This is a genomic window from Bacillus sp. NEB1478 (assembly GCF_031582965.1).
GTDB lineage: Bacteria > Bacillota > Bacilli > Bacillales > Fictibacillaceae > Fictibacillus.
The window spans coordinates 309692-323370 of the sequence record NZ_CP134049.1; the positions used below are offsets into that span (position 1 = coordinate 309692).

Here is a 13679-nt window from a genome sequence, read left to right on the forward strand (position 1 = left end):
TTTCGTGGCTTTTACTTTTTACGATGATTTTGCAAACGTTTGCATCAACGATACTATTTCATCCAGCGAAAACGACAGCAGCTGAAAGAACAGTCACACTCGTTGGTGATTTGCAATCGGAACTGGGAGCTTCAGGTGATTGGAACCCGGCTGATACAGCGACAAAAATGGAACGGCAGGCAAACGGAAAGTACAAGCTGAAAGGGACATTGCCTGCAGGGAATTATGAATATAAAATCGCTATCAATGGCTCTTGGGATGAGAACTATGGTGTGGATGGAAAAGCGGGCGGCGATAACTACAAACTCACCGTCGATTCCGATAAGGAGGTGACATTTGTGTATGATGACACGACGCACAAAGTTTCGATTCTAGAACCTCTTCCACAAGAACAAACACCGCGTATTGTAGGGAGCATTCAACCCGCAATCGGTGCGGGTGGTGAATGGTCACCTGGTGAGTCCACCGCATTCTTAAAAGATGAAGATACAGATAACATTTACACATATACAACACAAGTTCCAAAAGGGAAATACGAATTTAAGATCGTTCTCGGAAACAGCTGGGATGCTCCAGCTTATCCTGGAAACAATTTCGCCTTAAATGTTGTAAAAGATGCGACTATCACTTTCTTCTACAACCATGACACGAAAGAAGTGTACACAGATTACGATGCAGGTCTGCCAGACGGAAGTGTGAAAGGGGACAAGCTTTTCCATGACACCTGGAATGAAGCGTACCGTGCACCATTCGGGGCAATCAAGGCTGGTCAAGACGTAACCCTTCGCCTTCAATCTAAAAAAGGCGATCTGACGGGAGCTAAGCTCTACCTTAGAAACTACAATTCTGGCAGCACGACTGTAAAAGAGATGGAGAACGCCGGTTGGACAACCATTAACGGCGAGGAAGTCGAGCTTTGGGAAGCAACTGTAACACCTGACGAAAAAGGTGTTTACGGGTATAAGTTTGAAGCACGTGATGGAGATGCGATAAAAGAATACGGAGAAGACACACAAGAAGGCGGAAAAGGCGCTGTTAGCGATACGAACGCAGGTCTATTCCAAATGACCGTCTATGACCCAGCTTATAAAACACCGGACTGGATGAAAGAGTCGGTCGTTTATCAAATTTTCCCTGACCGTTTTTTCAACGGCAACAAAAAGAACGATGATGACAAAACAACGGCACGTGGAACGGAACCAATCGAGCACCGTGATTGGAGCAAGCTACCGGATAACCCGAGATTAGCTGAAAACGAAGGCTATGATGGCGACTTGATCTGGTCAAATGACTTTTTCGGCGGTGACATTGCCGGCATTCAGAAGAAGCTCGACTACATTCAGTCACTGGGCGTTAACACGTTATATTTGAACCCAATTGCAAACGCCTCATCGAACCATAAATACGATGCGACCGATTATAAAGCAATCGATCCGATGTTCGGGACGCCAGCAGAGTTTAAAGCTTTTACAATAGAACTGAAAAAGCGCGGCATGCATCTTATTTTAGATGGCGTGTTCAACCATGTCGGGGATGATTCCATCTACTTTGACCGCTACAGCAAGTACGAAACGGTTGGAGCATACGAATATTGGTCAAGCGTCTATGACTTAATGAACAGTCAGGGATTAACAGAAGCACAAGCAAAAAAGAAAACCGAAGATACATTCATAAAAGAAGGCCAGAAATTCAGTCCGTACGGATTTGAAAACTGGTTCAACATCGAAAACAAAAAAGTGGACGGTGTTTACAAATATCAAGCATGGTGGGGCTTTGACTCACTGCCTGAAATCAAATCGATTCCAGGTGAAGCAGTAGACTATGATTCTGAACTGAACAACAAATCGTTCGCAGACTATATCATGTATAAAAAAGACTCAGTCGCAAAATCGTGGCTGGACCGCGGTGCTTCCGGCTGGCGTTTGGATGTAGCGAATGAAGTAGATACAGAGTTTTGGAGAGAATTCAGAAACGAACTGAAAACAGGGAAAAAAGAAGAGCCGCTGATCTTAGGCGAGATCTGGGATGATGCATCAGAATACTTCCTTGGCGATCTTTACGACTCGGTCATGAACTACCGTTTCCGCGGAGCGATGATTGATTACTTGAAGAACGGTAATGCAAAAGGTGCCGAAAATCAGCTAAACGCTGTATTTGAAGACTATCCGCAAGAAGCTTTTTACGCATTGATGAACTTAATGGGATCACATGATACACCGCGTGCAGCATTCGTTCTAGGGAACGGAACGGATTCATACGAGCGTGCTGAACTCGATCCGAATTACGATTCAGAGCTTGGAAAGAAGCGTTTAAAGCTCGCAAGTATTTTACAGATGGGATATGCAGGTGCACCGACCGTTTATTACGGAGATGAAGCAGGCGTAACAGGGTCTAAAGATCCGGATGACCGTAGAACTTACCCATGGGGTCATGAAGATCAGGATCTTGTGAAACACTATCAAGCAATCGGAAAAGTGCGCACTGACTATCATGACCTTTTCAGCTATGGCGAATTGAACCACCTTTACGCTGAAAATGATGTACTCGCTTATTCGCGTACAGATAAAAAGAATGCAGCAATCGTTGTCACAAACCGTGGTAACGAAGAGAAAACAGTAGAACTTGATGTGAAGAAGCTGATCGTAAACAATGTAAAACTTACTGATCAACTGAACGAAAAGTACAATGCCACTGTAAAAAATAGCAAGCTTACAATTACGGTTCCAGCAATGAGTGGACGTATGCTCGTTACAGACAAGGGACAAAATCTAAAGCAGCCAAAAGCGGTTAAGCATGTGAAAGTAACGGAGGGCAGCCATTCCGTATCTTTATCTTGGAAGGGCAACTCCAAACATTATGCTGTCTACCAAACGACGGTTTCAGGTGCTTTTTATGAAAAAGTGACAGATACACGCATGAATTCTGTAAAAATCGACGGGCTAGATAACGGACGAAAATATTATTTTGCTGTTGTAGCAGTCGATAAAGATAACAATGAATCTGTGAAAACAGAAATTAAAACAGCTGCGATTCCGCACGTTGAGCTGAAGACTGGAAACTATGAAATTACAAATGTGACAAAGCTTGAAAATGGTGTGATTGATCTTTCGAAAACACAAAACGTATCGGCTGATCTTTTTATAAAAGGTGAAACCGAAAAAGATCAAGCGGAAGGGTTAACAGCAGAACTTCAAGTGAAGGAACCTGGTAAAACAAGCTGGACAAGCCACCCTGCAAACTATACGGCTCAAAACGGCCAATCCAACCAATTCAGCAGCTCTTTCCTTCCATTTAAGGAAGGAACGTATGAATACCGTTTTGCTTTTACAACGGATCTCGGCAGAACATGGGTGACGAGCGAATCCAATTCGGTAACGTTCACAAAAGGAAGTGACACGACTGCACCAGCAAATGCAGTTAGTCTCGAACAGCCAGCGCAAGAATCGGGACAAGTGAACTTGAAATGGACTGTGGATGGAGCGAACGAGCCATATTTGTTTACGATCTTTCGTGACGGAGAAGTGATCGATCAACTTCTTGATACAAATGCGATCAATTACAAAGATCGAAACGTCACAAACGGAAAAACGTACGCTTACGAAGTGCACATTTACGATAAAGCAGGAAACAGTGTGAAGTCGAACGCTGTGAGTGTTACACCTGACCTTGTGATGGTAAAAGTAACGATGAAAGTGAATGCACCTGCGTACACTCCACAAGGCGTGGACGTTACGATGCCTGGCAGCAAAAATGGCTGGAACACTGGAGCATGGAAGATGACGCGAGGCGGTGCTGTAACAAACGACTACGAATACACGTTTGAAGCACAAGAAGGGGAAGTCATCACCTATAAGTACGCGAAGAACAGTTCGTGGGATCAAGAAGGTCTTGCTGATCACACGCCTGGCAATTCGAACGATGACGACATCAGTCTCTACGGTTACGGTGCACCTGGAACGGATATGAATTTTGTCGTCACAAACCAAGGCGGCAACGAAATGACGGTTCAGGATAAAATCTTACGATGGATCGACATGCCGGTTGTGGTTACATCTCATACAGACGGCCAAACTGTAACATCTGACACAATCACGTTAAAAGGAAATGCGATCAAAGAAGGCGTGATGACGATCAATGGTCAGCCTGTTACGATCAACGATGACATGACATTCTCCGCTACCGTAAATTTGACGAATGGCGAGAATAAGCTGAACATCCACATCGAGCCTTCAGAAGAAAATAAAACCACCATCTTTAAAAACGATGGCGGTGCGATTGGAAAGAATACGAAGGATATCGTAATGACGATCATTAAGAATTAAATGTGAGAAGGAAAGGTGCCTCGAGGTTTCGGGGCATTTTTTTGTTGCAAAAGATTGAATGTTCAGAAATAATTTGACATTAAATTTCTATAATTTTACAATTGTTAATATATCGAACACCTGAAACTAGGGGGTGAAGTAAACAAATGTTTAAACGTGAAATCTATTCTTTTTCTCTAACGATACTAGGAATCTTTTTAATAGGTTCGCTGCCTTATCTTTTGTTTAACTATGATAGACTTCTAAAAATATTAGTGTTGATTGATCAGCAAAAGATCGATAATGCAAATTTTCTCTATGATAATTTCACTTTGAATTTTTCAAGTTATCTTCATCATATCGTACATACTTTAACGAACATGACAAATTTGGGGAACCTGGAATATTACGAGAAAGGGGCTTACTTGCCTTTGTTTCCTGAGTTTCTGCACCTTTATTTAAAATCCTTTTTATTTTTAGTGAGTGCTTTGGCTTTGGGGATTTTGGCTGGAATATTGATTGTCTATTTAACAATGCTGTTAGGTGGTAGATCAAAAAAGGGAATTAAAAGTATTTTATTAGTCGTGGAATCATTGCCTGATATTTTTGTTATTCTTCTTTTTCAATTACTGATTATGTGGTTCTTTAAACATACAAACCTCAGACTGCTGAATATCTACAGCTCCTATGGAGACCCGGCCTATGCTCTTCCTATCATATGTTTAAGTGTTCTTCCAGCAGTTTATATCACAAAATATTTACTGTTAACCTTTGAAGACGAAGAAAAGAAAGACTATGTCGTATTCGCCAGGTCAAAAGGAATTTCATTCAGTGCGATAATCATTAGCCATATTTTTAAAAACTCTATTATTACGTTTTTTAATCATTTTAAAAGCATTTTCTGGTTCGCTCTTTCGAACCTCTTAATGCTAGAATTCATTTTTAACTTAAGAGGATTTACGACATTTGTCCAAAGCATCGCCATCCGCAATCCTGATATCATCACGTACTCTTTGCTTATGGTTTTTATTCCATTTTACTTTTTCTTCCTTACCGGTCAAATTTTGATAAAAAAAAATAACGAGTCACTAGGAGGATAATGTGATCAAACTATTAATAAAACAGCCTCCTTTTTTATTTGGCATAACTGTACTGATCTTGCTCTTGGTTGGGAGCTTTGCCTATGAGCCGTTTATAGAGCCAACTCTGCCTGAACCAGTTAAAGTCCTTTATGATGAAAATAAATACCCTTATGACAATGTTCCATTTGAACCGTCTCTCCAATATCCGTTCGGTTCAGATTTAGAAGGAAAAAATTATATTTACAGCATTCTACAAGGTGCCAAATATACGATTGGTCTTGCCATAATCATTAGCGTAGCTCGTGTATTCGTTTCTATCCTTGCAAGCATCATTATTTATTTGCTTCCACAACGTTTTTTTCAATTTTTCAAAGGCATATCAGACGCATATCATTATGCACCGATCTCCTTGTTTGGATATTTCTTAGTCGCGCCGGCACTCGTGGTATTCAGTTGGACGTATTCGGATGCGGTGAAAATCACCCTATTGGCAACAGTCGCTATATTGTTGGCTTTTCCGATCATCACGATTTATTTAGTGAATGAAATGTACCAATTAAAACAAAACGAGTTTATTCAGGCTTCAGAACTGTTAGGTGCTAATCGGTTAAGGATTATTGTTAAACACTACTCTGCACATCTAAAACCTAAAATTGTTGTTGTTTTCATCCAGCAAGTAGGTCAGGTGCTAACATTATTTGCCCATTTAGGTCTGTTTGAAATTTTTATTGGTGGAATGAAGAAATTGGTGATGGATTATGACGATTACGGAAATCCAATCCTTAAAACGTTCACGCTTGGTAATGAATGGGGCGGTTTGATTGCGATTCATTGGAATGAAATCATAAGTTCTCCATGGCTGGTATTTGGACCAGTTGCTGCTTTTGCACTCGTCATCTTATGTGTAAACTTGATTATTGCAGGAATCAATAATGTGAATGGTATCGATGTTCAAAAACAAGTGAAGGTGGAAGCTGTGGCGGCCAACATTACGAATTTAGATAGGACTGGCTTTCAATTCATTCAACAAGGTCATGACATTTCTTCTTTAAAAGAAAAAGAGGGTTAATCCGTGGATCAACCCTTCTTTTATTTCCGGTATTTTTCTAAAATCGACTCCGTAACGGGCTTTGTGTCACGATGTGTCATCTTGGCTTCTGCATATTTTTCATAGTCTTCTTCCGACACTTCTAACAAAAAGTTTTTCGGGAAGATGTACGGCTTTCCGGCATCTTGTTCATCGAGGTTGTTTACGACTTCGAGTTCATCTTCGTTCTCGTTGTTTTTACCTGGATCATGCACGAACATTCTCGCATACTCTTCTTCCACACTTTTGTTCACATTAATAAAATAGCGCATGTTAACAGCTCCTAAATGAAAGTCTACACCTTTTGTATTCCCCAATTTACTGGATATCAGACTTCGTTCACTGTTAAAATAGAAGAAAGCAGTCCTAAGAAGGGTTGAGTGTGGATTGAACGAGAGATATTCAAGACAAGAATTATTTAGCCCCATCGGTAAAGAGGGGCAATTAAAAATACGTCAAAAGAGTGTGCTTATCATTGGCGCTGGAGCATTGGGAGCGGCTAGTGCTGAAGTTCTGACCCGTGCCGGTGTGAAGCGTTTAGTGCTGGTGGATAGAGACTATGTCGACTGGACAAACCTGCAGCGCCAGCAATTATATACAGAACAGGATGCCGAGAATCATCTTCCGAAAGTAGTAGCCGCCAAGAACAGACTTTCTCAAATCAATTCGGATGTGGAAATCGAGGCACATGTCATGGATATGGGCATTGAGGAAGCAGAAGAACTAGTTTCAGGTATCGACTTAATCATGGACGCGACTGATAATTTTGAGACACGTTTGCTGATCAATGACTTGGCGCAAAAGTATGGAATTCCATGGATTTATGGCGCTTGTGTTGGCAGTTTTGGAACTAGCTATACAATTCTTCCAGGAGAAGGTCCGTGTCTGAACTGTCTATTAGATAAAATTCCTGCGAACGGTCAAACGTGTGACACCGTTGGGATCATCGCCCCAACTGTCCAAATGGTGGTGGCGTATCAAACAACAGAGGCTTTAAAAATTTTAGTCGAAGATTTTGGCGCCGTAAGAAAAGGCATCGTCAATTTTGATTTGTGGAATAACCAGCAAATGAAGATGAATATGGACAAAGCGAAAAAAACAGATTGTCCTTCATGTGGCGAAAACCGAACATATCCTTATTTAGAAAAATCTTCTGAGCTGAAAGCCGCTGTATTGTGCGGGCGGGATACCGTACAGATCCGGCCAGCAGCCGGAAGAACGATTGATTTAGAACAAATTGAAAAATCGTTGCTCGCACAAGGGAATGTTCAGCGGAATGCGTATTTGCTCGCGTTTGAGAGCGGCGAACACCGAATCGTTTTATTCAAAGACGGGCGCGCATTAATACATGGCACAAAAAGTACCGCAGAAGCTAAAACACTTTATCATAGATATTTAGGATAAATGATGAAACACTCCGAGTAGATCTGTATCCGGAGTGTTTTTTTTGCAGGTATATTCTTTGTGAGAAAAACACATTAGAGTAAAGAAGTATGTTATCAAACAAAAATGTGTCATCTTCAGACAAAAAGTAGTGACAATCAAACAATTATTAAGGTTCATCAAACAAAAAAAGACTACCATCAAACAAAAATGACTTCCTTAACAAAAGGTGTCCATCTGAGAAAGACGCCAGCCTCCAAAAATAAAAGCTAACCCGAAAATCATCAGGTTAGCTTCACTTTAAGCAGCATCTCTTCTTCGTATTCTTCTATTCCTGAACTCCTCAATGGCCCCTGATCCTAATAGAACACCTGATATGATCAGCAAAAATCCTAATACATGATTGAAACGAATCGTTTCGTTTAAGAATAAGGCAGCGCCGACGAGGGCGAAAAAAGGATTTAAGTTGATAAAGATGGAAGCTTCTGCAGCTCCGATTTTCCCCATCGCATCGTTGTACATCATGTGACCCATCGCAGTTGCGATTACTGCTGAACCTAAGAAAATGAGCCAGATGCTTGGTGTCGCAGCAGCCAGTTCTGCATAACCCCCTGGTTCTTCGAAAAAGCTGATCACGATCAGAAACAACGATCCAATCACAAGCATATAGCCTGTCATCAAACGCGGGTCGAGCGTATGTGAAACTCTTTTAATCATAATAAAGCTGATAGCTTGAGCCAATGCACAAAGAAAAATGTAGGCATCACCAAAAGATATGCCATTCAGTGCACTGCCTTGAAGGACGATGATCGCAGCTCCGGTAAATCCTAAAATGAGTCCGAGTGATCGAAGCAAAGTTAAGGGAGTTCCTAAAAATAGGATAGCCAAAATAGTAGTAAGAATCGGCGACATCCCCATGATTAATCCGCCGTGCGTGGCTGTTGTTTCACTTAATCCAATCGATAAAAAGTAGTGATGGGCAACAACATTAAAAAGGGACGCGAGAAATACGTAAAAAAACTCTTTCCGGGATAGCTTGCGGACTTTTTTTATTATCGCCAGAAGCAGCAATACACTTAATCCAGCGGTTAATACACGGATCCCAGTTATGGTGAGCGGTAAAAAATTCGTAACGAGAATTTTCGTTGCTATTACGTTTAATCCCCATGCGATCATGACGAGCACCAAAATGATGTATGTCTGGTAGGCTTTCATTGTGTCATCTTCTTTCTTTAGCTTTTCTATAGGAGGGCTATTGTAAATGAATTTTTATTTTCCATTGTAACGCAATGAGAATAATTTTAAAGGAAAAAAGCTGGAATTGAGGCATATTTCCTAAAATTATTTGAAACAGGCAAAAGTTTTTCTGTCACAACAGGAAATTGATATAGTAAGAGAAACATTTAGAAAAGTGGTGGAGACTTCTATGAAAAAGGTTAACCCATATGCACTGCTTATTTTAGCGACCTTATTATGGGGAGGGAATTTTGTCATTGGACGAGCGGTTACGAGCAGCCTGCCTCCATTTACGCTGTCTTTTTTTCGCTGGTGCACAGCTTTACTGATCTTTCTTCCGTTTGCTTGGGGCTCGCTTCAAAAAGAATGGGATTCTGTAAAAAAGTATTGGCCGATCGTCATTCTGATGGCAATAACCGGAATTACCGGTTTTAACACTTTATTGTACATTGCCCTTCATTATACTACTTCTATCAACGCATCTCTTGTAAATACTTCAACACCAATCGTGATTTACTTGTTGTCGTTTATCGTGTTAAAAGAGAGGCTGAATAAAAATCAGATCATCGGTACGGTTCTTTCGCTTTTAGGAATTCTCTTTATCCTCTCAAAAGGATCGCTCGCTCTTTTAATGAAGTTTTCTTTTAATAGCGGAGACTTGATCGTCATCGCAGCGGTCATCTGCTGGGGGATCTATTCCTTATTAATCAAACAGTTTGCCGGCAGACTTCCTGGATTCAGTACATTTGCGGTTTGTATGGTTTTAGGAATCATCTTGCTTCTTCCGTTCTTTATCCATGAGAGTGCGACGACTCCAGTCCATTGGTCAGTAGGTTCCGTTTTAACGATTTTGTATACCGGAATTTTTGCTTCGATAGTAGCCTTTATGTCCTGGAACACAGCGGTAGCGAGAGTCGGAGCGAACAAAGCGGGGGTCTTTTTAAACTTGATTCCTGTGTTTGCTGCTTTTTTTGCCGTTCTTTTTATTCATGAAAAACTAGCCTGGTATCAGCTGGCAGGCGGTATTTTTGTGATTCTAGGAGTCTATATTTCCACACGGTTGACGAAAATAGAGAAACAGAGGATTGCGGTTCTAAGAGAGGAAGCGTAAACTGGAAAAGTGGATATTTTTTACAAAAATATGAAACTTTATTTCTTTATTGTTCGTAAACTAGAAGGTAAATAAGATACTGGAGTTTGGTTAGGAGGAGTCATGAGTAAACATACGTTGGAGCTTAGAAATTTAACGAAAACAATCAAAGGCAAAACGATCGTAGATGATCTTTCATTCTCAGTGAGAGAAGGGGAGATCTTTGGTTTGCTCGGTCCGAATGGAGCTGGAAAGACGACGACGATCCGGATGATTGTGGGATTGATCTCAATTACGGACGGCGATGTTATTGTGAACGGCAATAACGTCAGCAAAGACTTTGAAAAAGCGATGGAACGCGTTGGTGCAATCGTCGAGAATCCGCAGCTTTATGATTTTATGTCAGGCTACAAAAACTTGATGCAATACGCGAGAATCATGCCAGGCGTAACAAAAGAAAGAGTAGATGAAGTTGTTAAGTTAGTAGATTTAGATTATGCGATTCATGACAAAGTGAAAACCTATTCACTCGGTATGAGACAGCGTCTTGGCGTGGCACAAGCGCTATTACATAAGCCGAACATCTTAATTCTGGACGAGCCGACAAACGGACTTGATCCACAAGGAATGTACGATCTTCGGAATTATTTGCGCATGCTCGCAAACAACGGCACGTCTGTTATCGTTTCTTCCCATATTCTAGCTGAAATGCAGCTTATGTGTGACCGTGTGGCAATCATCCAGCACGGAAAACTTGTACGAATCGATGAAATTTCACATCATGAAGAAACAGATGTAAAAGTGCATTTCATGATCGATGGTGATGTTTCTGATGCGAAGCGCGTACTTTCCGATCTGAATCCTGAGTTAGTGGTTGAAGAGTCAGGGAATGAGCTTGTAGTGGAAACAGCTGATATAAAAGTGATTGCAGAGATCAATAAACAGCTCGTGCTGGCAGGAGTTCCGGTTGTCGGTATTCTGCGCAAAACGAAGACATTGGAAGAAAGATTCCTTGAAATGACGAAGAAAGGGGGCGATCTGAATGAAATGGCTGTCCCTGTTAACAAATGAGTGGATTAAAACTTTCAGCAGAATGAGAACGTGGTTTTTCTTGGCGATCCCCGTTCTGATTATTATCGGAGTTGCGGTTTACGATAAAGTAACCGTTGATGAAACGGATCACGCCAATTGGAAACAAGAGCTGCAGGTTCAGATTGACAACGATAAAAAAGAACTAGCTGAAATGAAGAAAGCAGACAATGATGCTCCTGATTCTTATACTGACTATTTGGAAACAGAAATTGAAAAAAACGAATACATGATAAAAAATGATATTTCGCCATATGAAGGAACGACATGGCAGTTCATGAAAGACATGGCGCCAATTTCTTCATTAATCGGATTGTTCGTAATCGTTGTCGCAAGTGACATTGTTTCGAGCGAGTTTTCAAAAGGAACCATTAAAATGCTGCTTATCCGACCATACAGCCGGTGGAAAATTCTTTTATCCAAACTACTGGCTACACTGGGCTTTGCCTTTGTGATGTGGATCGTCGTGATTGCTGCCTCATGGCTCGTTGGAGGACTTGCCTATGGGTTTGGCGGTATGGATCAAACATACTTTGTGAATGCTGATGGACAAATGAAAGAAAAATTACTCGTGGAATACGTGTTTACGAATATTGGACTCGAGTTTATCGAGTTAGCAGTAGTTGTAGCTTTGTGTTTCATGATCTCCACCTTGTTCATGAGTAACTCAGTCGCGATCGGTGTAGCGATGTTCACGATGTTTGCCGGAAATACAATCGTCATGCTTCTTGCAGCGAAAAAGTGGATCATCTACTCATTGTTTGCAAACATGGATTTGACCCATTTAATAGATGGTCAAAACCAGGTGATCGAAGGATTATCACTGCCGTTCTCGATCAGCATGCTGGCCATTTATACAGCAATCTTCCTTGCCATTACGTTTATGGTTTTCCAAAAGCGCGACGTGAAGGCATAAGTAGTACAAAAGAAGGGGTCTGACCCCACACGTGGACAAATCCCTGATTTGTCCACGCCAAAAGGACAGGAGAACGTGTACTCCTGTCCTTTTTCTATTTCATGAGCAGTTTTACGAATCGGAGGATCTGCTACTGAAAGTCATACAAACTCTCATTATTCTATCAATCTATTGTGCTTGCTGGAATTGATCTTCCTCTGTCGAACCTTTCAAAGCGGTTGTTGAAGATGTTCCTCCTGAAACGAGTTGTGATACCTCGTCGAAAAAGCCTGTGCCTACTTCACGCTGGTGGCGGGTAGCTGTGTATCCGTCCACTTCGCTATCGAATTCACGCTGCTGCAATTCCGAATAAGCGCCCATGCCACGAGCCTTGTATCCTTTTGCCAGCTCGAACATGCTGTGGTTCAAGGCGTGGAAGCCAGCAAGCGTAACGAACTGGAACTTGTAACCCATTTCAGCAATCTGCTGCTGAAACGTCTCGATCGTCGCATCATCCAATTTCTTTTTCCAGTTAAATGAAGGCGAGCAGTTGTAAGCCAGCAGTTTGCCAGGGAACTTTTCATGTATCGCATCTGCAAATCGCTGAGCTTGCTCTAGGTTCGGTTCAGAAGTTTCGCACCAAACGAGATCTGCATATGGAGCATAAGCTAGACCGCGCGCAATGGCTTGATCGATGCCTGATTTTGTTCGATAAAATCCTTCAGCAGTACGTTCGCCAGTAATGAACGCCTGGTCTTCAGGGTCGATGTCACTCGTGATTAAGTCAGCTGCGTCGGCATCCGTACGTGCGATCAATATCGTCGGAACACCCATAACGTCTGCTGCTAGGCGAGCGGAGATTAAGTTTCGTACAGCTGTCTGTGTTGGCAATAAGACTTTACCGCCTAAGTGACCACATTTTTTCTCAGAAGACAGCTGATCTTCAAAGTGAACAGCAGATGCACCAGATTCGATCATGCCTTTCATCAGCTCAAAAACATTCAGTTGCCCACCAAAACCGGCTTCCGCATCGGCGATAATCGGCAGGAAGTAATCCACCTCATTGCCGCCTTCTAGATGCTGGATCTGATCAGCGCGCTGAAGAGCAGAATTGATGCGTTTTACAACAGATGGCACACTGTTTGCAGGATAAAGACTCTGGTCAGGATACATGTTTCCAGAAAGGTTGGCGTCAGCAGCGACTTGCCACCCGCTTAAGTATACGGCCTTCAAACCGGCCTTTGCTTGCTGCACCGCCTGGTTCCCCGTTAGAGCACCTAAAGCGTTTACATATGGTTCCGTTTGAAGCAGATTCCAGAATTTTTCGGAGCCATACTTAGCAAGCGAATGTTCTATGTCGATCGAACCTCTTAATCGAATAACCTCTTCAGCAGAGTAAGGTCGGGTGATTCCTTCCCAGCGGCTTTCGTTTTCCCACATTTCTTGCAGCTTTTGTACACGTGATTGACTCATGTAAAATCTCTCCTTTAAAGTGTATGATTTTTTAAAAGCAAAA

The 13679-nt window shown here is 41.8% G+C and carries 10 protein-coding genes; 7 read left to right on the forward strand and 3 right to left on the reverse strand.

Going from position 1 to position 13679, the window contains the following annotated elements; translation table 11 throughout:
• Positions 1 to 23: 23 nt before the first annotated feature.
• The 3 genes from RGB74_RS01515 (at position 24) to RGB74_RS01525 (ending at position 6452) form a co-directional block, all read left to right on the forward strand.
• A complete protein-coding gene (locus RGB74_RS01515) occupies positions 24 to 4322 on the forward strand; it encodes a pullulanase X25 domain-containing protein (protein WP_396136089.1) in 4299 nt (1432 codons plus the stop codon).
• A gap of 146 nt (positions 4323 to 4468) precedes the next feature.
• Positions 4469 to 5401, forward strand: coding sequence for an ABC transporter permease subunit (locus tag RGB74_RS01520; RefSeq protein ID WP_310761229.1), 933 nt, complete (start codon positions 4469 to 4471; stop codon positions 5399 to 5401).
• A 1-nt stretch (position 5402) separates the two neighbouring features.
• Complete coding sequence (locus RGB74_RS01525) at positions 5403 to 6452, forward strand: ABC transporter permease subunit (RefSeq protein WP_310761230.1); 1050 nt, start codon at positions 5403 to 5405, stop codon at positions 6450 to 6452.
• Between the two features lie 20 nt (positions 6453 to 6472).
• On the opposite strand, the gene RGB74_RS01530 is transcribed toward RGB74_RS01525, so the two are convergent.
• Positions 6473 to 6742 carry a hypothetical protein gene (locus RGB74_RS01530; RefSeq protein ID WP_310761231.1) on the reverse strand — a complete coding sequence of 90 codons (270 nt, stop codon included), beginning with the start codon at positions 6740 to 6742 and terminating at the stop codon, positions 6473 to 6475.
• Between the two features lie 115 nt (positions 6743 to 6857).
• Here RGB74_RS01530 and RGB74_RS01535 point away from each other — a divergent pair, with 115 nt between their 5' ends.
• Positions 6858 to 7874 (forward strand): MoeB/ThiF family adenylyltransferase, encoded by a 1017-nt coding sequence (locus RGB74_RS01535; protein ID WP_310761232.1) that lies wholly within the window; start codon positions 6858 to 6860, stop codon positions 7872 to 7874.
• Between the two features lie 279 nt (positions 7875 to 8153).
• Here the strand turns inward: RGB74_RS01535 and RGB74_RS01540 are convergent, their stop codons facing one another.
• Positions 8154 to 9068 (reverse strand): DMT family transporter, encoded by a 915-nt coding sequence (locus tag RGB74_RS01540; protein ID WP_310761233.1) that lies wholly within the window; start codon positions 9066 to 9068, stop codon positions 8154 to 8156.
• 211 nt (positions 9069 to 9279) lie between these two features.
• Between RGB74_RS01540 and RGB74_RS01545 the strand changes: the two genes are divergently transcribed.
• The 3 genes from RGB74_RS01545 to RGB74_RS01555 all read left to right on the forward strand — a co-directional run bounded on the left by RGB74_RS01545 (position 9280) and on the right by RGB74_RS01555 (position 12184).
• Positions 9280 to 10200 (forward strand): DMT family transporter, encoded by a 921-nt coding sequence (locus RGB74_RS01545; protein WP_310761234.1) that lies wholly within the window; start codon positions 9280 to 9282, stop codon positions 10198 to 10200.
• 102 nt (positions 10201 to 10302) lie between these two features.
• Positions 10303 to 11250 (forward strand): ABC transporter ATP-binding protein, encoded by a 948-nt coding sequence (locus RGB74_RS01550; protein WP_310761235.1) that lies wholly within the window; start codon positions 10303 to 10305, stop codon positions 11248 to 11250.
• Positions 11222 to 12184, forward strand: a complete 963-nt coding sequence (locus tag RGB74_RS01555) for an ABC transporter permease (RefSeq protein WP_310761236.1) — start codon at positions 11222 to 11224, stop codon at positions 12182 to 12184. Before RGB74_RS01550 ends, RGB74_RS01555 begins: the two co-directional genes overlap by 29 nt.
• Before the next feature lie 168 nt (positions 12185 to 12352).
• On the opposite strand, the gene aceA is transcribed toward RGB74_RS01555, so the two are convergent.
• Complete coding sequence (aceA, locus tag RGB74_RS01560; protein WP_310761237.1) at positions 12353 to 13636, reverse strand: isocitrate lyase; 1284 nt, start codon at positions 13634 to 13636, stop codon at positions 12353 to 12355.
• Positions 13637 to 13679: the final 43 nt, after the last annotated feature.

Coding starts and splice junctions, on each gene's coding strand:
- RGB74_RS01515 (WP_396136089.1), top strand. CDS start 24: ATGATTTTGCAAACGTTTGCATCAACGATACTATTTCATCCAGCGAAA.
- RGB74_RS01520 (WP_310761229.1), top strand. CDS start 4,469: ATGTTTAAACGTGAAATCTATTCTTTTTCTCTAACGATACTAGGAATC.
- RGB74_RS01530 (WP_310761231.1), bottom strand. CDS start 6,742: ATGCGCTATTTTATTAATGTGAACAAAAGTGTGGAAGAAGAGTATGCG.
- RGB74_RS01540 (WP_310761233.1), bottom strand. CDS start 9,068: ATGAAAGCCTACCAGACATACATCATTTTGGTGCTCGTCATGATCGCA.
- RGB74_RS01545 (WP_310761234.1), top strand. CDS start 9,280: ATGAAAAAGGTTAACCCATATGCACTGCTTATTTTAGCGACCTTATTA.
- RGB74_RS01550 (WP_310761235.1), top strand. CDS start 10,303: ATGAGTAAACATACGTTGGAGCTTAGAAATTTAACGAAAACAATCAAA.
- RGB74_RS01555 (WP_310761236.1), top strand. CDS start 11,222: ATGAAATGGCTGTCCCTGTTAACAAATGAGTGGATTAAAACTTTCAGC.
- aceA (WP_310761237.1), bottom strand. CDS start 13,636: ATGAGTCAATCACGTGTACAAAAGCTGCAAGAAATGTGGGAAAACGAA.